This is a genomic window from Gilliamella sp. Pra-s52 (genome assembly GCF_009795805.1).
Taxonomy (GTDB): domain Bacteria; phylum Pseudomonadota; class Gammaproteobacteria; order Enterobacterales; family Orbaceae; genus Gilliamella.
In genome coordinates, this window is record NZ_WTEY01000022.1 from 1 (window position 1) to 20,710 (window position 20,710).

At 34.5% G+C, this 20,710-nt stretch carries 17 protein-coding genes, 1 tRNA gene, 1 pseudogene and 1 riboswitch; of the genes and pseudogenes, 5 read left to right on the forward strand and 14 right to left on the reverse strand.

Features of this window, described 5'->3' with window-relative positions:
* Nucleotides 1-217 (forward strand): hypothetical protein (locus tag GQ594_RS12235; RefSeq protein WP_237398523.1); only part of this gene is annotated, 217 nt, incomplete at its 5' end.
* 414 nt (nucleotides 218-631) lie between these two features.
* On the opposite strand, the gene GQ594_RS11015 is transcribed toward GQ594_RS12235, so the two are convergent.
* A complete protein-coding gene (locus GQ594_RS11015) occupies nucleotides 632-1,336 on the reverse strand; it encodes a GntR family transcriptional regulator (protein ID WP_160412877.1) in 705 nt (234 codons plus the stop codon).
* A 175-nt stretch (nucleotides 1,337-1,511) separates the two neighbouring features.
* Here GQ594_RS11015 and GQ594_RS11020 point away from each other — a divergent pair, with 175 nt between their 5' ends.
* Nucleotides 1,512-3,383 (forward strand): glucose PTS transporter subunit IIA, encoded by a 1,872-nt coding sequence (locus GQ594_RS11020; protein WP_160412875.1) that lies wholly within the window; start codon nucleotides 1,512-1,514, stop codon nucleotides 3,381-3,383.
* Nucleotides 3,384-3,396: 13 nt separating this feature from the next.
* Nucleotides 3,397-4,833, forward strand: a complete 1,437-nt coding sequence (locus tag GQ594_RS11025; protein ID WP_160412873.1) for a 6-phospho-beta-glucosidase — start codon at nucleotides 3,397-3,399, stop codon at nucleotides 4,831-4,833.
* A 79-nt stretch (nucleotides 4,834-4,912) separates the two neighbouring features.
* Here the strand turns inward: GQ594_RS11025 and dinB are convergent, their stop codons facing one another.
* The 11 genes from dinB to recQ all read right to left on the reverse strand — a co-directional run bounded on the left by dinB (nucleotide 4,913) and on the right by recQ (nucleotide 19,034).
* Nucleotides 4,913-5,968, reverse strand: a complete 1,056-nt coding sequence (dinB, locus tag GQ594_RS11030) for a DNA polymerase IV (protein WP_160412870.1) — start codon at nucleotides 5,966-5,968, stop codon at nucleotides 4,913-4,915.
* Nucleotides 5,969-6,051: 83 nt separating this feature from the next.
* A complete protein-coding gene (gene cptA, locus GQ594_RS11035; RefSeq protein WP_160412881.1) occupies nucleotides 6,052-7,758 on the reverse strand; it encodes a phosphoethanolamine transferase CptA in 1,707 nt (568 codons plus the stop codon).
* A gap of 177 nt (nucleotides 7,759-7,935) precedes the next feature.
* Complete coding sequence (gene thiQ, locus GQ594_RS11040; protein WP_160412868.1) at nucleotides 7,936-8,646, reverse strand: thiamine ABC transporter ATP-binding protein ThiQ; 711 nt, start codon at nucleotides 8,644-8,646, stop codon at nucleotides 7,936-7,938.
* Nucleotides 8,630-10,201 carry a thiamine/thiamine pyrophosphate ABC transporter permease gene (gene thiP / locus GQ594_RS11045; RefSeq protein ID WP_160412866.1) on the reverse strand — a complete coding sequence of 524 codons (1,572 nt, stop codon included), beginning with the start codon at nucleotides 10,199-10,201 and terminating at the stop codon, nucleotides 8,630-8,632. Before thiP ends, thiQ begins: the two co-directional genes overlap by 17 nt.
* A gap of 19 nt (nucleotides 10,202-10,220) precedes the next feature.
* Nucleotides 10,221-11,225, reverse strand: a complete 1,005-nt coding sequence (gene thiB / locus GQ594_RS11050) for a thiamine ABC transporter substrate binding subunit (RefSeq protein WP_160412864.1) — start codon at nucleotides 11,223-11,225, stop codon at nucleotides 10,221-10,223.
* Between the two features lie 40 nt (nucleotides 11,226-11,265).
* Nucleotides 11,266-11,374: riboswitch (TPP riboswitch) on the reverse strand.
* Nucleotides 11,375-12,015: 641 nt separating this feature from the next.
* Nucleotides 12,016-12,870 carry a pantoate--beta-alanine ligase gene (panC, locus tag GQ594_RS11055; protein ID WP_160399680.1) on the reverse strand — a complete coding sequence of 285 codons (855 nt, stop codon included), beginning with the start codon at nucleotides 12,868-12,870 and terminating at the stop codon, nucleotides 12,016-12,018.
* Between the two features lie 5 nt (nucleotides 12,871-12,875).
* Nucleotides 12,876-13,730: a 3-methyl-2-oxobutanoate hydroxymethyltransferase gene (gene panB / locus GQ594_RS11060; protein ID WP_160412862.1), complete on the reverse strand. Its 855-nt coding sequence runs from the start codon at nucleotides 13,728-13,730 to the stop codon at nucleotides 12,876-12,878.
* On the reverse strand, nucleotides 13,727-14,569 hold the full coding sequence (locus tag GQ594_RS11065) for a Rossmann-like and DUF2520 domain-containing protein (protein ID WP_160412860.1): 843 nt from the start codon (nucleotides 14,567-14,569) through the stop codon (nucleotides 13,727-13,729). The genes panB and GQ594_RS11065 overlap by 4 nt, the downstream gene beginning before the upstream one ends.
* 95 nt (nucleotides 14,570-14,664) lie before the next feature.
* On the reverse strand, nucleotides 14,665-15,840 hold the full coding sequence (locus GQ594_RS11070) for a M20 family metallopeptidase (protein ID WP_370519439.1): 1,176 nt from the start codon (nucleotides 15,838-15,840) through the stop codon (nucleotides 14,665-14,667).
* A gap of 38 nt (nucleotides 15,841-15,878) precedes the next feature.
* Nucleotides 15,879-17,096, reverse strand: coding sequence for a hypothetical protein (locus GQ594_RS11075; RefSeq protein ID WP_160412879.1), 1,218 nt, complete (start codon nucleotides 17,094-17,096; stop codon nucleotides 15,879-15,881).
* 108 nt (nucleotides 17,097-17,204) lie between these two features.
* The gene (gene recQ, locus GQ594_RS11080) at nucleotides 17,205-19,034 is read right to left on the reverse strand and encodes a DNA helicase RecQ (protein ID WP_160412856.1); all 1,830 of its coding nucleotides are present in this window, start codon (nucleotides 19,032-19,034) and stop codon (nucleotides 17,205-17,207) included.
* A 274-nt stretch (nucleotides 19,035-19,308) separates the two neighbouring features.
* On the opposite strand from recQ, the gene GQ594_RS11085 reads away from it, so the two are divergent.
* Nucleotides 19,309-19,385: transfer RNA gene (locus GQ594_RS11085), tRNA-Val, on the forward strand.
* Between the two features lie 613 nt (nucleotides 19,386-19,998).
* Nucleotides 19,999-20,163, forward strand: a complete 165-nt coding sequence (locus GQ594_RS12085) for a transferase (protein ID WP_237398524.1) — start codon at nucleotides 19,999-20,001, stop codon at nucleotides 20,161-20,163.
* Between the two features lie 6 nt (nucleotides 20,164-20,169).
* Here GQ594_RS12085 and GQ594_RS12515 read toward each other — a convergent pair.
* Nucleotides 20,170-20,238, reverse strand: a pseudogene (locus tag GQ594_RS12515) (hypothetical protein); the annotation flags it as partial.
* Nucleotides 20,239-20,618: 380 nt separating this feature from the next.
* Complete coding sequence (locus GQ594_RS11095; RefSeq protein ID WP_442903580.1) at nucleotides 20,619-20,693, reverse strand: integrase core domain-containing protein; 75 nt, start codon at nucleotides 20,691-20,693, stop codon at nucleotides 20,619-20,621.
* Between the last annotated feature and the right edge of the window lie 17 nt (nucleotides 20,694-20,710).

Here is a 20,710-nt window from a genome sequence, read left to right on the forward strand (position 1 = left end):
TATGTTTTTCTTTTATGTTATTTGCGTGCTATTAATGAACTACTTTTTTTTCGATTTTTCGTTGGAAAATCTGACCATTGGTTTTAGTACATTAGGGGTAATGCTAGGGGCAGCTTTTTTTATAGTTTACAAAAATTCGCTTGCCACCCATGTTACGCTGGCGGAGCGCATTTTTACCGTGTTTTGGGTTGGCAAGATGTTACCAATATTAATTTAGGCAAAATAAGCAAGCAATATATTGCTACATTAATTGAACAAAGGAAGCTGGCTATCAAGTTTCATAAGGGACAATCAGCAGTGTTTTGCAACACTTGGGATTACAGAGTAAAAACGCACGTAAATTCAAGTATAAAACAGATACGGCTCCTCGTAATATTGCGCCCAACACGTTAGATAAGCAATTTAACCCTGATAAGCCTAATACGACATGGGTAACAGATATCACTTATATTAAAAAGTGAAGATTGGTTATATTTGTCGGTGATTATCGATTTATATGGACGAAAAGTGATTGCTAGGCAAACAAGTCGTTACATAGACCGCCTTTAGTGTGTAATGCATTAAAGTTAGCCATCGCAGAAAAAGGAGTTTGGTATTTTGTCCTCTTCCTGACAAAATCAAAGAATTTGATTTATTTAGAATGATTTTGTATGCAAAATCTTGCATTTTGATAGTGGTAAATGATGGTTGAAAAGTCAAAAGGTTCGCCTGCTGTGGTATAAAATACCTCTTCTACGTAGAGTGCTGGTTCCCCCGCTTGTAGACCAAGATATTGAGCGGTTTCGGTATCAAGTTTGATTACTTGGAAATATTTATCAGAAAAACCAATATTGATATTATAATTGTCTTGAATGTAACTAAAAATTGAGTTCTCAACAATTTCTTTATTCAAGTAATTGATTAATTTTTTTCGATAATAAGATTGCTCTAGGCCATATAATTTACCATCAACATAGCGCAAGCGTTTAATAAAATAAACATCTTCACCGTCATCACACAGTAAATTATCTTTTACCTTTGAGTTTGGTTTAAGAAGATCGACATTAAGAACTTTGGATATGCCATAAGTGTCATCTAAATCAACCGTAAACCCATGGCTTTGTAAAAAGTTTAGGTAGCCTCTTTTTTTACGTTGACGTACAAAAATGCCACTACCTTGCACTTGGTAAATCACCCCTTGTCGCTCAAGACAATCAAGTGCTTTGATAATTGTGCTACGACTAACCTGATATTGGTTAATTAATCCCTCAATATTATCAAGTTGCGCCCCTTTGGGTAATTGTTGTTGATAAATCATTTGTTTGATTTTTTTTGCAACGTATTGATATTTAATCATTTATGTTTTTTGTTATTCAATGGAAATTTAATAGTTATTCTATATAGGTTATATTGAGTTTTAAATTAAATTAACTAAAAAAGCGATCTAGATCACAAACAATATAATTGGTCATTAACAATTTAAAATTTCAGACTAAGATAAACGCATTATCTTGCTTTAAGGAGCTAAATCAATGTCATCAAAAATTAGAGACTATAACAAACTAGCTGTTGATATTTTAAATGAACTAGGAGGTGAAAATAATATTGTGACGGTTGCGCGTTGTGCAACACGTCTTCGCCTTGTAACAAAAACAACCCCAGATCAAGCAAAAGAAAACATAGCAAAATTACCTGGTGTTATCACTGTGGTTGAAAAAGGAGGACAAATTCAAGTTGTAATTGGTACTAACGTTGATAAAGTCTATAATGCATTTATTCAGCTTGTTAATACGAATAACAATATTGAAGCTAGCAGTGATAATAACATCTTAAATCAAATCATTGCGACAATGTCGGCAGTATTTGCCCCATTTGTCTATATTCTAGCTGCATCAGGGATTTTGCAAGGTATCTTGATTTTAATCAAATTGGCTTGTCCTGAGCTAGAGAAAACAGGAACTTTTCAGATATTCAATTTTATCTCTTGGGCACCTTTTGTTTTTTTACCTATTTTTATTGCCATTACTGCTTCACAGCATTTTCGTTGTAATTTATATATCGCAGTTGCATGTTGTGCAGCACTGTTATCACCGACATGGACTGAATTTGCAAAGCTAATAAGCGAAGGGCAAGAAATTGATCTATTTGGTATTGCGCTATCAAAAACCACTTATGCCTCAACCGTTTTACCGCCGCTATTTTTAGTTTGGTTGCTCTCTTATTTAGAGCGGTTTTTGGAACCTCGCTTGCACAGCATTATCAAACCTGTTTTACTACCATTATTTAGTCTTGTTATTATGGTTCCACTAACATTACTTATTGTTGGTCCATTAACTGCCTATGGTGCACAATATATTGCTAACGGTTATAATTGGTTTGTCAGTCTAGCACCTTCAGTTGCAGGCGGAATCATAGGTGCAGTTTGGCAAGTTTTTGTAATTTTTGGGGTACATTGGGGTATCACGCCAGTTATCGTTGAAAACTTTAAACAATATGGTCAAGACTCTTTCCAAGCATTCCAAACCATTGCCGTTATTGGTCAAGTCGGTGCAGCATTAGGGTTTTATTTAAAAACAAAAACACAAGAGATGAAAGGCATTTCATTATCCGCTTTTATCACTGGATTATTTGGTATAACCGAACCTGCTATTTATGGTGTTAATTTACGTTTTAAAAAACCATTTATTTATGGCTGTATCTCAGCTGCTTGTGGTGGTATTGTTGCCGGATTCTTTGCGCCTCACTATGTTGCCTATGCGGGATTACCAGGTCCATTGACTATTGTCAACGCAATTAGTCCTCATAATTCAGGTTCATTTTGGGGTGTTTTAATTGGATCAGGTATTGCTTTATTTGGACCTGTTTTATTAATCCAAATATTTGGTACAGGTGAAACAGAACAAGATATAGCTAACATTAAAGATGATACCCCCAAAGTATTACTAGACGAGGTTGAAATTACAAGTCCAATGACAGGTAAAGCCTTACCGCTAAGCGAAGTGCCAGACCCTGCTTTTGCGCAAAAGCTAATGGGTGAAGGAATTGCCATTGAACCAACCGATAACCACGTTTATGCACCTTTCGATGCCGAAGTCACAGCCGTGTTTGAAAGTTCTAAACATGCCATTGGTTTAACATTAGATAACGGTGTTGAGTTATTAATTCATGTCGGTATTGATACCGTTAATTTAACTAATAATGAGTTTGAATATCACATTGAATTAAATCAAAAAGTGAAAAAAGGAGATTTGCTAATTAGCTTTAATCCTGATGCTATTAAACAAGCAGGTTATCCATTAATTACGCCAATTATTATTGTTAACACTGATCAATACCAATTAATTTCATTAACCGATAAAACTGACGTAACGATTGATGATATCATATTTAAAATTAAGCAATAACAAGGAATCAAAAATGACAAAAAAACCATTTTTATGGGGCGGTGCTTTAGCTGCTCACCAATTTGAAGGCGGTTGGAACGAAGGCGGTAAAGGCCCAAGCGTTGTTGATGTCATGACAGCAGGCGCACATGGTGTACCAAGGCAAATCACGCAAGATATTGAAGCGGGTAAATTTTATCCAAACCATACAGCAATTGATTTTTATCATCATTATAAAGAAGATATTAAGCTTTTTGCTGAATTAGGCCTTAAATGTTTACGCACTTCGATTGCTTGGACACGAATTTTTCCAAAAGGTGATGAGCTTGAACCAAATGAAGAAGGTCTACGTTTTTATGATAATGTTTTTGATGAGTTGATTGCTAATGGAATTGAGCCTGTCATTACCTTATCGCATTTTGAAATACCTTTACATATTGCTCGCAATTATGGTGGCTTCCGTAACCGAAAAACAGTTGAATTTTTTGAGCGTTTTGCCATTACTTGCTTTGAACGTTATAAACATAAAGTAAAATATTGGATGACGTTTAATGAAATCAATAACCAAATGGATACCAGTAATCCAATCTTCTTTTGGACAAATTCTGGCGTGCAAGTCAAACCAGGCGAAAATCGACAAGAAGTACTTTACCAAGTTGCTCATTATGAACTTTTAGCCAGTGCTAAAGCAGTAATAGCTGGTAAAAAAATCAATCCTGATTTTCAAATTGGTTGTATGATTTCTCATGTACCAATTTATCCATTTTCATGCAATCCTGAAGATATGATGGCATCAGAAATTGCAATGCATCAACGATTCTTCTTCCCTGATGTTCATGTTCGTGGCTATTATCCAGCTTATGCATTAAAAGAGTTTAAACGAGAAGGTTATAAACTTGATATTACTGACGAAGACTTAGCCTGTTTGAAAAAAGGTACTGTTGATTACATTGGTTTTAGCTATTATATGTCCACTGTTGTGAAAGCTGATGCAAAAAATGATAACCGCGATAATATCGTTAACGGTGCCTTACCGAATGCAGTTGAAAACCCTTATATCAAAAGCAGTGATTGGGGATGGCCAATTGACCCAGAAGGCTTACGTTATACATTAAATCGCCTGTATGATCGTTACCAATTACCTTTATTTATTGTTGAAAACGGTTTTGGGGCTATTGATGAACTCGAAAACGGCAATCAAGTACATGACAAACCGCGTATTGAATACCTAGGCGCGCATATCAAAGCTATGCAAACAGCTATAGATTATGATGGCGTTGATGTTATGGGGTATACCGCTTGGGGAATTATTGATGTTGTTTCATTTACTACCGGCGAAATGAAAAAACGTTATGGTGTGATTTATGTTGATCGTGACAATGAAGGAAACGGCAGCATGAAACGTTATAAAAAAGATTCATTTGAATGGTATAAGAAAGTCATTAGCACCAATGGGAAAAATTTAAAATAATAATTATCGATTAATTATTATTGTATTATGAGGATGTTTTAAGGCTTTGCAAACATCCTCTTTTTTTAAGAGCCAACAACTAAAATGGAAAAATCAGTTGCTTTTCAACTTGAGGATCGATTAACGTCACATGAAACCCAATTAGCCGAACACCTCGACCATTACGCCGTTCTAACCAAACTTTATGTGCTTGCTCAATTAAATCGGCTTTATCTAATTTAGACCACACATGTTCTTGTGTTGTTAGTTGAAAATCATCAAACTTAAATTTGACACCTTGCCGAGCTATAGACAGATCAGCACGCACTTTGCCTAATCGTTTTTCAAGCTCTTCAAATAATGGTTCAAACTCCAATAAACACGCATTCCAAGTATGAATATCATCAGTTAAAGTACGCTCTACCCCAACCGATTTACGTTGTCTATCACTACAAACTTCACGATCATCAATGCCTTGGCATCGTTCATGCAATATTCGCCCAAATTTACCAAATTGATTAAATAGTTTTGTGATATCGTAATTAACGACATCCTTACATACAAATAATCCCAACTGTGCTAACTTCTTTTCTGTAACTTTACCCACTCCAGGAATTTTTTTTAAAGGAAGCTTTTCAATAAAGCTATCAACTTCATCGGGTGTTATCACATATTGACCATTAGGCTTGTTCATATCAGAAGCCACTTTGGCAAGAAATTTAAGTGGCGCAACGCCAGCTGATGCTGTTAATTCAAGTTCATTAAAAATAGCTTGGCGAATGTCTTGAGCAATCAGGGTAGCAGAACCATGACAAAGTTTGCAATCAGTCACATCAAGATAGGCCTCATCAAGCGATAGTGCCTCAATAGAGTTAGTATACCGTTTAAAGATTTGATGAATCTGTTTTGACACTTCTTTATAAACAGCATGCCTACCGGGTATTATTTTAAGATTAGGACACTGTTTTATAGCCTGTGCCATTGACATAGCACTATGTATACCGTATTGGCGAGCTAAATAATTAGCGGTAGCAACCACTCCACGTTTACGAGGATCCCCCCCTACCGCAATAGGCATATTACGATAACGGGGATTATCCCTCATTTCAACAGCGGCATAAAAACAATCCATATCAACATGAATGATTTTTCGCATAAATTGGTTCACAACATCTAAAAAACACACTGTATAAATATACAATATCACAATTTGAACTGTTGTGTAAATAACCTTTGTAATTACTTATCTAATTTATCAAAATCAATTAAACCATTTTTATCATAAGGATCACCAATCCAACGTATTGATTGATGAAAATTAGGATTAACAACACTTTTTTCAGGAACATATAAGTTATAACTTAATCCTGCTAAATCAGACCAAGTGTGAATCAAATCTTGTGTACTAAATTTGCGATCCACATAATTTTGATAATTATTTGGATGCGTTTTTGCCCATGTTGGTGATTGCCAAAGCATAAATGGTATAGTATACATAGTGCGTGTTGGTGCTTTTTCGTTCCGCCCCAAAATATTGTGCGGTGGTGTTTGATAAACATCTTCGCCATGATCTGAAAAATACAATATAAACCCATTTTCTTGACTATTTTTAAAAATATTAAAAAGCGTTGTTGTAACGTAATCGTTATAACTTATTGCGTTATCGTAGGTATTGTAGATACTCACTTTATCGTTATCTATATTAAATGAAATGCCCGTTTTATCTTTAAAACGATCATGCTCACCATCTTTTGGATAACGAAATTCGTATTTCATATGCGTTCCGAGCAAGTGAATAACAATAAATTTCTTTTCACTTGGATCAGTTAATACTTTTTTAAATGGTTCAAATACAGACTCATCATATCGTCTTGCGCTTTGATTACGATCATTATTCATATAAAATTGTTCATCAGTTTGCTGAGAAAACATTGTTAACATCGTATTACGTCGCGTCATTGTCTGTTGATTGGTGATCCAAAACGTCTTATAACCCGCCTGTTTCATTAAATGCATTAAAGAAGGTGTTTTTAAGTATAAATCAGGATGTTGCTCATCAGCAAAAGTTAACGCCTGTTGCAAAATTTCAATGGTATAAGGTCTTGATGAAATCACATCATTAAATATCACAAAATCTGGATTATCTTTTTTGAACTGCTCAATTTGTGGTGTGGTATCCCGTTCATAGCCATAAATCCCCATTCGATTACGTGTTGTTGACTCACCGATTACGAGCACTAATGTTCTTGGAGTATTGCCGTTAGCATCTGTTAAGTTTTCTAACGGTGGTAACGTTTGTAAATGGTTTAAAATATCTTCCATATTAGATAGTTGTGTCCGATAAGCCAAATAACTATTAAGAAGTTGCCATGGTACGGTTGTTTCCATACGGGTTAACAAATGAGATCCCGCTTTCCTAATCGAGGAGTTTTTGATTGTAACGCTAATAAACACCGGCATAACGGCATAAATCACAATTAATAGTGATGTAATCCATTTAGTATGTTTTTTGACATAAACTGGTTTTACTTTAGTCCAAAGATAAACACCAACCAAGCTATAAATAATCAGAACTGCCACTAATTTAAAGCTCAAATATTGTTGAATAAACTCACTAGATTCCGTAAAGTTTGATTCGGCCATAATAAAAAACACACTTTGCGAAAACTCCTGCCGATAAATAATAAAATAACCAACAGGAATTAAAGACAAAATTCCCACAATCCCACCAAAAACAGTCGCAATTTTTCGTGTATAATTAGGAAAAATCAAAATAGGAATAAGCCAAATCAGACTATAAATAATAGAATCACGCAACCCAATGACATTAGAATGACCAGAAAAGAAAATATACAGTTGTAATGCACTAGAAAAATAAGTAAAAAATAAAATATCAAAGATAAGCGCTGACCAACTAAGTGAACGATTTGCTTTAGTATTTTGCATAGAGATTGAATAAGTATAGTTATTAATCATTTGTAACAATCTACACAAAATAGATTAATAAAACCTTAAGATATAACTGTATGAATTTAAATTAACAACAAACTAAATAATTGGAAGTTAATTTATAAAAAAAATAGACAAACAAATAGCAAAAAGCCTTTATTTAGGCTCTAGCAACTACTCTTTATTGAAATTAAAACCCAACATTTTGGCAATATGATTATTTTCAGATTGTTTTAATTGATTTGGCAAACCATTAAAGACAATCTGCCCATTATCTACCACCAAACAATGTGAAAAATAACTTAGAAAATCACCTATATGATGCGATACCATCATTAATGTCAAATTAAACTCATCACAAATTTGATTAACTAGTGCTAACATTTCAAAACGTAAGGCTTGATCGAGTGCAGAAAACGGTTCGTCTAACAATAAAATAGGACGCCGTTGAATTAGGCAGCGAGCTAAAGCAACACGTTGACATTGCCCACCAGATAACTGTTCAGGATAACGATTATTAAAGCCCATTAAACTGACTTTTGCTAATATATCATCAATGGTTTTCCGTTCAGACTCATTGAGTTTTAAACAAGGCCTAATACCTAGGCCAATATTTTGTTCAATAGTTAAATGACTAAATAAATTATTATGCTGGAATAAAATTGAAACAGGACGTTTACCTGGTAAAGTATTAGTCATGTTTTGATAATTAAGTAAAATATTACCAGAATTAGGTAAAATAAATCCCGCAATCAAACTTAACAGTGTACTTTTACCCGCACCACTTGGTCCCACAATCAGCACCTTATCTTTAGAGGCAATTTTGATATCAAAATGCATTTTAAAATTATCATAATGATAATTAATTTTATTCAGTTCTATCATAATCTATCACTATCAATAAACTAAAAGATAATATTAACAATAAAGCAGCCGTTACGGTACTTTCTTGATAATGATAATGTGATATCTGCTCATATAAATAATAGGGTAGCGTAGTGACAGATTGACCACCAAACAACGCAATAATACCAAAATCCCCCAATGACAATATTGCTGCAAAAGCAAAACTCTGGACAATTAATTTTTTTAGTGCTTTATATTCAATTAAATAAAAATGCAAAAATCCATTAATATTAAGTGATTGGCTTAATTGCCAGTAACGTGATGTGACATCATGCATAGGCATGGCAAGATTTTTTAATATAAAAGGTAATGCCATTAAACCATTACATAACATCATTAACCCACAAACAAAGGCTGAGCTATAAGCAAAAGGAAACAACAATAAAAATAAACCCGATGCTAATACCATACTTGGAATAATTAAAATCAGTGAACCAACTAACATTAACTGATTACTCCAACGTGTTTGCTGATTAATCAATAAACGGCTATTTGTATAAAGTAACAATAGCGCAAGCAACATAGCAATAATGGCAGAACCAAAGGCAATTAACAATGAAAACATGATAGCACGTTGAAAATCCATCGTTAAAAATACCCACTTAAAAGAACAAATACCCTCAACTAATATAATAACAATTGGTAGTAAAATAAATAATCCACCAATAGTAACAATTACCATACTCAACAACTTCAAATTCCACGAAACAGGCAAGCAGTAATACTTCCTAACGTAACGAACATTAATTTTTGGATGATGATTAATTTTTTGTATCAAGCACATAAAAAAGACACAACAAACTAGCTGCAAACAAGCCAAAAGCACAGCTTGAATTAAGTCAAAATCACGAATAGCTTGATAAATAGCAACTTCAAGTGTGGTATATTTAGGTCCACCGCCAAGTGCCAATGCTATAGCAAAGCTAGAAAAACAAAGCATAAAAATAAGTGTCGCCATCGGAAATAATTGACGACACAATAGTGGCCATTCAACCAACTTAAAATAAGCAAAACTTGAAAAATTTAATTGCGCTGCTAATTGTTTTTGTTCAACCGGCACACTATTTAACGTTTGATAAAATAAACAACAAGCATATGGAAAATTGAGAAATACATGCGCCAGTAAAATACCTTTTAAGCCATAAATTGCCCCCCAAAATGGCACACCAAAACAATCAAAAATTGATGCAAATAAGCCATGTTGCCCATAAACAAACAATAACCCCGTAACCACAACCAGTGTAGGTAAAATGAAAGTAATAGGCATAATACGTAACAATATCCCCTTACCCCAAAAATTAACCAGAGATAAAGCCTTTGCCATTACTATAGCAAAAAAAATAGATAACAATGTCGATAATATTGCCTGATAAATTGTTATCCAAATAACATGCAACAAATAACCATCAAAATAGATAGTTAAATTACTAGATTTAATTGCATCTATGCAAAGTACAAATAACGCCGTACCTAATACAATTAAGATCAAGCTTGCAGCGCTAATACCTGGAAGTAACGTTTTTAATTTCAACATTAAACTAAATAAAATAAATCTACTGGCTAATCGTGGTTTTCCATTCTCGTACCCATGCTTTTTGTTGATTTTCAATTTGCTTTGCATCAAACTCAAGTGCTTTATTAACAGGCTTAATTTGGTCAAAAGCATCAGGTAATGGAGCATTAACAATCGGATACATGATATTTTTTTCTGCAAATTGGCGTTGTACTTTAGAAGTTAATAAATATTGCAAAAAAGCACGCGCTAATTCAGGCTGCTGACTATACTTAGTAATGCCTGCCACTTCGACTTGACGGTAATGTCCTTCGTCAAAAATCGCAGCAACATAACGATGTTCATCATTATTCATAATATGCGCAACAGGCGAAGTGCTATAACTCAGCACAAAATCAGCCTCACCTTTCAAAAATAGACCATAAGCCTCACTCCAACCTTTTGTGACGGTCACTGTATTTTTAGCTATTTTTCTCCATGCTGATGAAGCATCATTACCGTATATATTCTTAACCCAAAATAACAGCCCCAAGCCAGGAGTACTAGTTCGAGGGTCTTGATAAATAATCTTCCAATTAGCTTTATTATCCACTAGTTCATGCATACTACGTGGGGGATTAGTGATCTTTTGTTGATCATAAATAAAAGCAAAATAACCAAAATCATAAGGCATAAAATCAGTATCCCACCAATCAATATTCAAATTATCAGGTTTACTTATTTTGTGGGGAACAACAATATTAGCCTTTTTAGCTTGCTCTAAAAGGTTACTATCTAATCCTAAAATCACATCAGCATTAGTTTTATCACCTTCAAGACGAATTCGATTCAAAATCGACACCCCATCGCCTAATGTAACAATCTCAAGTTCACAGTTACACTGTGCTTCAAATCCTTTTTCAATATCTTTCCCTGGTCCCCATTCTGAAATAAATGAATTGTAACTATAAACTGTCAAAATAGGACGTGTATTGGTAGCGTTGGCACAGCTGACCATAAAAAGAGTAGATAAGCCTAAAAATAAAAAATTATGCTTAAAAAACATTTTGCCTCCAAAATAGCAAATAAAAGACAAAAGGTTTGAGTAGGTGCAATAACTCAAATCCCTCCGCTGGCATGATCCAGTTCAGGTTCGACGGGTTACGTTAGTCAATCTAACATTCTCAGCCCTTCTGGGCACCCCGTTGAGAACGTTGAGTAGTTTAGTTGTTATAGAGAGGATTGTAAATAACGAAACAGATAAACTTAAATGTAGGAATTCCTTGCGCTTGTAGTAGCTCAAACTTAACCAGCAACACCGGTGAATCAAGCCCCTCCACAGTTAACGTATACCGATTATGACTCACACTTTTCAACCCATTAACTAATCCCTCACCTAACTTGACAAACTTGTTTGCCTGCTTTTCCTTCCTTACTTATTGATTTAATTAAAATAAAGAATAATGCCTTTAGTTAGTTCGGCGACGTTGTTCTTGCTGTTAACTCTTTGTTAAAAAAGGAATAGCGATAAATTCATTTTATCAATTCAAGCAGATTTTTTTGTTATTTTTTTACTTAAACACCGTACACTCCTAAAATTTTTTGACAAAAATGGAGTTTTTTAAGCTCCTTATAAATAGCCTAACGACTAACCATAAAGTGTTTAGTCAAATCAGTGACCGTTATTTTTCTTTATGATATAGATACCCTATCTTTTGCTTGTGATAGGGTGTTAATTTTGTTTTTTATGTTTATTTATTACTGTAATTTTTTAAATTACTGTAAATAACGCAAGAAATTCATGCAATTAAAACATTAATTATCTTAATAGTTCCAATATGAATAAAAAATAACTTTTATCTACCACTATGTTGATAAATAAAATTATCAATCAATCGTGTTTTACCAATATACACGGCTAATGCACATAAGCTGTCTTGCTCAAGAGAGTCTACTGGTTTCAAGGCAGCTAAATCAACAAATTCAATATAATCAACTTTAGCTAGCGATTGCTTTACTATTACGTTATGCATAGCTTGGGTTATTGTAGCTACTGATTTTTCACCTTGTTTAATTTTATCTTTAGCACATTCAATAGCCTGATATAAACAAACTGCAGCTTTACGTTCGGCATCTGATAAATAGCTATTGCGAGAGCTTTTGGCTAAACCATCCGCTTCACGTACAATTGGACAGCCTATAATATCAACATTAAAGTTTAAATCATCAACCATACGTTTAATCACCGCAAGTTGTTGAGCATCTTTTTGTCCAAAATAAGCACGGTCAGGTTGAGTAATATTAAATAATTTGGTTACTACCGTACACACACCTTTGAAATGACCAGGTCTTCTTTTGCCACAAAGCGCATCGGTTAAATCATTAACATCAACATAGCTATTGAAGTTAGCATCATACATTTCACTCGCTGACGGGCAAAAAATAAGATCGACTCCCATCTGCTCGCAGGCGATTTTATCTCGCTCAAGATCACGAGGATAGCTAGCAAGATCCTCTGAAGGACCGAACTGTATCGGATTAACAAAAATAGTAACAATAACTTTTTGATTATCTTTTTTAGCCGCTGCCATTAAACTTTGGTGCCCTTCATGCAAATAACCCATAGTTGGCACAAGTCCAACACTGCAACCAGCTTGACGCCAAGCTTTGACTTGCTTACGCACTTGTTCAATAGTTGTTACAACGTTCATTTTAGTTACCCTTTATGACCTATTGAAAACTCAGATTTAAGTTTTACCATTATTTCGTTATCAATTGCAAACTCATGCTCTGAAGCAGGGAATTGCTGTTCCTTCACTTCTTCACAATACTCAGAAAACGCTTTTTTCATTTGTTCACCAATTGGTGCAAAAGATTTAACAAATTTTGATGAAACACCATCATACATAGAAAGCATATCTTGATAAACAAGCACTTGCCCATCACAACCACCCCCTGCACCAATACCAATAGTTGGAACACTAACTAATTCAGAAATAAATTTAGCTAAATCAGCAGGAACACATTCAAGTAGTATTGCAACCGCGCCCGCTTGCTCAACAGCTAATGCATCAAGAATAATATTTTTAGCATGTTGATATTCTTTTCCTTGAACTTTATAGCCACCTAAAGCAAGCACTGATTGCGGCATTAATCCAATGTGTGCAATAACAGGAATAGAAGCTTGTGTGATCATGTTAATATGCTCACAAAAAGCTTGCCCCCCCTCAAGTTTAACGGCTTGAGCCTGCCCTTCTTTAACTAAACGTCCAGCATTAAAAACGGCATCATATACCGAAGCGTGATAAGACATAAAAGGTAAATCTGTGACAACAAAAGCCGTTTTAGCCGCCCTTGCAACAGCTTTAGAATGGTGAATCATATCTTCCATAGTTACCGATACAGTACTATCATAGCCAAGCATTACCATGCCTAAAGAATCGCCAACCAACAAACAATCTACGCCACTTTCGTCCATCAATTTGGCAGTTGTATAATCATATGCCGTTAACATAGTAATTTTTTGTTTATTTTGTTTACGTTTTTGTAGTGTAAGGATAGTGTTTTTCAAGGTAACAACTCCAATTCTAATTGTCGATAGTCCTTATTTGGATGTTTTTTACGACTAAGATTAACTAAAATTGAGGATAATTGCTTATACAACGGTTTAACATCAGTTGGTATGACAGCTAAATGCTCTTTTATTGTTTCAACATCAGCACGTTCAATAGGACCCGTTAAAGCGGCAATTGTCCCCTCTTTGCAAAGATTTTTTGCATTATCTAAAAATAACATATGCCAAGCTTGTTGACTAAATTCAACATCAAGCCCACATTTTGCGAATAAATCACTTCCTATTTGAGCTAATGCGATAACCTGATTGCTAAGCATTACACAAGCCGCATGATAAAGCGGTTTTTTATCAGCCGACAGTATCGCCATAGGATTTTTTAATGGTTTAAAAACTTGTTGTAATTGAGAAATAGCTGGTTCATTTGCCTCAAGCGTAAAAAACACTTTTGACATGGCGTGATAACAATCAAATCGATCATAGATTGCATATAAAGGATGCAAAGAAAATGCAAAAGGATGAACCGCTTGACGAGATATAAATACGTTTGATGTCAATAATCCGCTGCAATGACCGACCCATTTATTGTCAATAGGTAACTGACAAAGCGTTTGCCAAACAACGGCTATTTGATGATCTGGCACTGTCAAAAACAGACAATCACAATCTCTCACTAGCTTGTCTAACGTTGAATATGCCCGACTTAGAGTAAATTCACTTGCGACTTTAGCTTGTTCATAAGATCGACTATAAAACCCAGCGACCTGCATACCACACAAAGAAAAATACTTAGCTAAAGTGCAGCCTACTTTACCTGCGCCAATAAAACCAATCACCATAATGATTATATATTTTTTATAATTGTCGCATTATAACTAAAAAAACAAAAACCAACCACTAATCAAATCGATTTAATGGTTGGATTTTTTTAAGATTAGTTTTTATTTAAATATGCCCAAGCGTATTGTGCATAAAATTCTGCACCAACAGTCATACCATCTTCATCAACGTTAAAACAACCATGATGATGTGGCCATTGAGTATCTTTATCAGGATTGCCAGAACCGACTAATGCAAATGCACCAGGAATGTTTTCAGTATAATAACTAAAATCTTCACCGCCTGTTGTTGGAGCTTCAAAATAAAGCGCATCTTTACCAAAAGATTGAACAATCACATCTTGAGCAAGCAAGGCACTTTCTTTATCATTAATGACAGGTAAAGTACCATAAATATATTCAACTTCAGCTGTTGCACGATACATTGCGGCAACTTGATTTGCATAACGACGGATCGCAGCTTCAATTTTGTCTCGCACTGCGATATTAAAACAACGAACAGTACCTTCCAAAACAGCATTTTCAGCAATAACATTAAAACGCGTTCCTACATCCATTCGCCCAATTGTCACAACCGCAGGATCCAATGGTGCTATTTCACGAGAAACAATAGACTGCACATTCATAACAAATGCCGAAGCAACCATTACAGCATCAACAGTATCATGAGGCATAGAACCATGTCCACCCTTGCCTTTAAATCTAACTGTTAACAAATCGGCAGACGCAAAACTGGAACCGACAACACAAGAGACTTTGCCGACAGGCATTAGCGCCCAAATATGCATACCAAAAGCACTATCAACATCTTCTAACACACCTTGTTTTATCATACCTTTAGCACCTTGAGCTACCTCTTCTGCTGGTTGAAAAACAAGTCTTACATTACCTTTTAATTGATCACGAATAGCCCAAAGCGCTTTTGCCGCAGTTAATAACATTGCAGCATGAGTATCATGACCACACGCATGCATTTTGCCATCGATAGTTGATTTATAATCGATATTTTGGCTTAACTCTTGTACGGGTAAAGCATCAATATCCGCTCTAAGCAAAATTCTTTTACCGGATTTGCCACCTTCGATATCAGCAATAATTCCAGTTGGCTCAGTTCGGCGATAAGGAATACCGATTTTATCTAATTCTTCTGCTATTCTATCGGTAGTTCTAAACTCCTCCCATGGTAATTCTGGATGTTTATGCAAATCACGACGAAAGGCTATCATTTCACTTACATGTTGTTTAATTAGTGTTTTTATATTCTGATTTATCATCTTTTTACCTTTAAATTTTAATTTATTTAGTCATATTAATGACCAACAATCATACTAACCATTATGCCGGCTAAAATAACCGAAACAATTGTCACAGAAATAAAACCACCGATTAACATTGGTGCTAACATGTGGCTTGTGAGTACCTCTTTTTCTTTTGGATCTTTGGTTAAATGATTAATCACTTCGTTAGTAATAATATAATCTGCTGGGAATCCATATAATGCAGTAAGAGCAATCGAAAATGCCATTTCAGTACTTACTTTCAGTAACTTACCGACAACTATTGAAAAAATAAACATACCAATAACCGCCGCCAAAATAAACACAACTAAAGGCGTAACAAGGCGAAGTAGCATTTCTGGCGTAGCACGATTTAATGTATCAAAAACAAATAACATCAGTCCCATTACGGCTAAACCAAATCCACCTGCTTTTTTTAATGGATGGCGCTCTAAAAAGCCGAATGAAGAAGCTATAACACCAAACAGCAAACAAAGTACAAACGCATTTATTGTTATAACCGGTTTTAACACTTCAGACACGCTGTAAGCTAAAAAGCCAACAATGGCAATGCGTAAAAACATGAAATAAGAAGAATTATATTGAGAAGGAATCTTTACAAATAAGCGAGGCATCGGGTTTTCATCAGTTAAGACATCATCATGTTTATCTAAATTAGATTTTTCCTCAACATCTGACTTCCAAGTGCCCTCATGATACTGTTTTAAAACTCTTTTACCTTCACGTTTAAGCATAATTGAAGTAAGAGGATAACCAATAAAGCCTTGCATTATATAAATAATAATAGCAAAAACCGCCAATTCAGCTAATCCTGCGTCAGTTGCCCCTTTAGCCATAATAATCGCCGAAACAATACCACCAACCAAAGGTGGAATAGCAACAATAGTAGTATTAAAATCAAAAAATAGATAACCAACAAAAAAAGCAAAAATAACGATACCTGCAATACCAGCAAGCGAAATTAAGATGGTTTTCCATTGACGTAATAACTCTTTTACCGATAATAACGTCCCCATATTCACAATCAATAAATACATAAACATAACAGCAACTACTGGGGGAATACCTGCTCTAGCAACAATATCGGCGGGGAAGAACGTCCAATAACCGACTAAAAAAAGTATTGCACAAACAAAAACAGAAGGGATCCAAGCTTTAGTTCGCGTTGAAACCATATCGCCAATATAAAGAATTATCAGCAACAACACTAACGCAAGCATCTGTGGCATATTATTCATTGTTGACATAAAAATCTCCATTTTTATTGGTTGATTATAATTTTCAAAATAATCAAAACTTTCTAAGAATGGTTATTATATGTAATTTGTACAAAAATGTTACAAAACTTTTACCATAAATTCATTTATCTCATCTAAAAACAAATTACCATATTTTTCTAACTTAATTTTACCTACGCCTGTAATGTTAATTAACTGCTTTTTACTTTCAGGTTTAGTTTGAACCATTTCTAGTAATGTCGCATCACTAAAAATAACATATGGAGGCACATTTTCGACATCAGCAATATCTTTACGCAATCGCCTAAGATTGTTAAATAAAATTCGCTCTTCATAAGATAAAATCGTTGTTAAATTAATGGATCTTGCATATCGATTTATGCGGCTTTTCTTCACAAGTTCTAAACGAGGTTTAGCCAATGATAATGGAATTTCACCTCTAAGTATTAAACGAGCTTTTTGTGTTAATTGAAGCGTTGTATAGGTTGATATATTTTGGCTTAAATACCCCAAATAAACCAGCTGCCTAATAACACTAAGCCAATAGCTTGATGAGTGTTGCTTACCGATACCATAAACCGATAATTTATTATGCCCCATTTCTTTAATGTGAATACGACCCGAGCCCCTTAAAACATCAATGATATATTGCGCCCCATAACGCTGCTGAACACGATAAACACAAGATAAAACTTTCTGAGCATCAATTAAACCATCATAAAGTTCTGGAGGATACAAACAAATATCACAGTTATTACAAGGTTCAGTTCGTTCTTCGCCAAAATAATTAAGCAAAACAGTACGCCGACAAGTCAAACTTTGTCCAAAAGCGGCCATCGCACTGATCTTTTGTAATTCTACATCTTTATGCTTACCATCCTTTTTTTCGATAGCTTTTTTCTGATACCACTCAAGATCTTTATTATTAAACAACAGTATCGCTTCTGCCGGTACGCCATCACGCCCTGCTCGGCCTGTTTCTTGATAATAAGCTTCAATCGTTCGCGGACAATCCGCATGTACAACAAAGCGCACATTGGGTTTATTAATCCCCATACCAAATGCAACGGTGGCAACAATAATTTGCACATCATCTTTTAAAAAAGCATCTTGTGCTTGTTGGCGCTCTTCGTTAGACAAGCCAGCATGATAGGCCATAACCGAAAAACCACGAGCCGAGAGCTTCGTCGTTATATCTTCAACCCGAGAACGGCTTGAACAATAAATAATACCTGGATTACCTTTTTGAGTTTCAACAAAAGAAACAACCTGCTCAATCTGATTAAACTTTTCAGCGACAGTATAACGAATATTAGGTCGATCAAAACTTCTTACCACAACCAACGGATCAACCAGATTAAGTTGAGTCATAATATCAGCTTGTGTCAACTTATCGGCTGTAGCTGTCAAGGCAACGATTGGCACATTAGGAAGACGAGTAGAAAGTTGTCCTAATTGTCGATAATCAGGCCTAAAATCATGCCCCCATTGAGAAATACAGTGCGCCTCATCAATAGCAATTAACGAAGGTGGTTGTTCATTAATTAAAGTAGAAAAACTATACACACCCAATCGTTCAGGCGAGATATATAGCAATTTTATTGATTTATTTAAATATTTTTCGATAACTTCTTGTTGTTCTGTCGCTGATTGAGAAGCATTAAGATATGCCGCATCAATACCATTAGCTAATAATTGATCGACCTGATCTTTCATCAAAGAAATTAAAGGCGAAACAACAATGGCAGTACCAGATAATAAAACCGCAGGAATTTGATAACATAAAGATTTACCGCCCCCTGTTGGAATAATAACTAAAGTGTCACGCCCATCGATAATAGATTCAATAATTTCCCTTTGCTGGTTTCTAAATGCCTTATAACCAAAAACATTTTGTAGAACATCTTCTATCTGATCTTTTATCGACATACAAACCTAAATACATACGAACGTTTAACGAAATGCGTCGAGTATAGCTAAATTACGTTAAACACACCACTATGAACTTACAATTCATTCCAAACATAAAAAATTCTTAGAAAAAATGTGTATTGAATAATCATGTTATGGATTTTTTTAAAATCGAAAAAATTATGTTCATAATACGACCAATCTCGTTCAACAGACTAAAAAAACAGCTATTTTTTATTTTTTTACTTGATACAAACCGATTTGCCCGCTAATATTTACGTGTTTCAAATATACGCCCGTAGCTCAGTTGGTTAGAGCATCACCTTGACATGGTGGGGGTCAGTGGTTCGAGTCCACCCGGGCGTACCATTCTAAAGTCTTATCTTACAAGCCTTTAAAGGATTACCTTAAACTCAGATTTTATTCGTAGGGTAAAACTAACGCTTCACTTATCATGATAACAATAAACTACACACTACCAATTTACATACGCATGACGCTGTTGAGTATTGTAAGTTGAAGATTGATAATGTGTTTGTTAATATCTCAATTATCTAATTAAATTGAGTGACTTTATGAAATACATACACAGAATTAAATTTTTAATGACTCACGATTTAACGCATTTGAAAGAATGCTAGCGAGCAGAATTAACAAGGCGAAAACAAATATCATTTTATCGTGTTTTAATTTTATATATCAGAACAGATTCAACACACAAAAAATACTTATTTTGGTGGCGTTTGGCTCATGAAATGTATATGTATGGAAATAAGAAACAAAAAGAAACCGTTTAGAAAATACAAAAAAATTAATCTATAGGTTTAAAATTGATATCCATTTCGGTGCAAAAATAGGTAAAAATCTACATTTCCCCCATCCCTATTCAATAACAATTGGAAAAAATGTAACAATTGGTGAAAATTTATTTATTCATCAGAATGTTACCATAGGTTATGGTCATGGTTCTATGCATATTATTATGGGAGATAATGTTTATATTGGTGCTAATTCAGTTATTTTGGGTGGTGAAATAAAAATAGGCAATAATGTAAAAATCGGCGCAATGTCATTTGTAAATAAAGATATTCCAGATAACTGTACTGTTTATACGCAAAAGACAAATACAATTATCCAGAATGATTGATTTTTACTATGGCTTTTCTGACCAGTCAATTGCTGACGTAGTATCGACATCAATACAATTTAGTAAAGTCAGGTATCTGTTCCATTACTTTAACTGTGCTTTTTCGTCAACCTGCTGCATATCTAAATCAATGATATCTTTAGACTACAAATAAAGTCTGAACTGATAAATTTTTAATAAAAAACCCTCTTAGAAAATTTGATAAAACAGCACTAAATAAAAATAATTTCTTTCCACTTTCATACTCATTGTATTCTAGTACAGTGCATTAATATTTTACTTTTTTCATTTTTTTCTTTCCTATCTTGCGTTATTGCTAACTGAGAAATCATCTTAAATTCATTGTCTGATATATATTCAAGCCTTTTGTAACTAGATAATTTCATACCAGCTAAAAAACTGTTGTGACTTCCGTTTGTAAATACCCCAAGCTTATACACAACTCACGTAGAAAATCATGCTGTACGATTAAATCGTTCAATATAGCCATTTTGATAAGGGCTACCGGGCTGGATATAATCAATGGCTATATCATGTGATTTAGCCC